This window comes from Teichococcus aerophilus (assembly GCF_014490485.1).
In the GTDB taxonomy this organism is placed as follows: domain Bacteria; phylum Pseudomonadota; class Alphaproteobacteria; order Acetobacterales; family Acetobacteraceae; genus Pseudoroseomonas; species Pseudoroseomonas aerophila.
Genome location: NZ_JACTVA010000136.1, coordinates 1 through 567, shown reverse-complemented (window position 1 = coordinate 567; position 567 = coordinate 1). Strand labels below are relative to the sequence as shown.

At 79.5% G+C, this 567-nt stretch carries 1 pseudogene; it reads right to left on the bottom strand.

Annotated elements, in window-relative coordinates:
* Positions 1 to 567, bottom strand: a pseudogene (locus IBL26_RS25475) (hypothetical protein); the annotation flags it as partial.

Sequence of the window (567 nt, the reverse complement as noted above, 5' to 3'; positions counted from 1 at the left end):
GGCCCGGGCCTCGGCCTCGGCCTGCTCGCGCGCGGCACGGGCGCGTTCTTCCGCCTCGGCCTTGGCGCGGGCCTCGGCCAGGCGCTCCAGCACACCCTGGATGTCGGTGGCGCGGGCAGCGGCCTGGGTGGCGGCGCGGGCGGTGGCGGCTTCCTGGGACTGCGCCTCAGTGCGGTGGGCGCGGGCGGTGGCCAGGGCGGCCTCCACCTCGGCGGCGGCGGCGTGGGCTTCGTCGCGCGCCTGGGCCAGGATGCGGCCCTCCTGCTCGGCCTTGCCGCTGGCGGCCATGGCGCGCTCCTGCGCCTCACGCAACGCGGCGGCCTGCAGGGCGACGTGGCGTGCCATGCCGCGCAGCACTAGCGTGCCGCGCAAGGCGGTCTCCGGGTCCGCCGGCACCGCCAGCAACGTCTCCGCCGGCCACATGCCCAGCCGGCGCATCAGCGGCAGCAGCGGCGCGATGGCCTCAGCCTGGCGCGCCAGCTCGGCATTGGCGATGTCCCGCTCGGCCGCCGCCGCCTGGGCGCGGGTGCCGGCGGCATCCAGCGCGGCCTCGGCGGCCACGGCCCG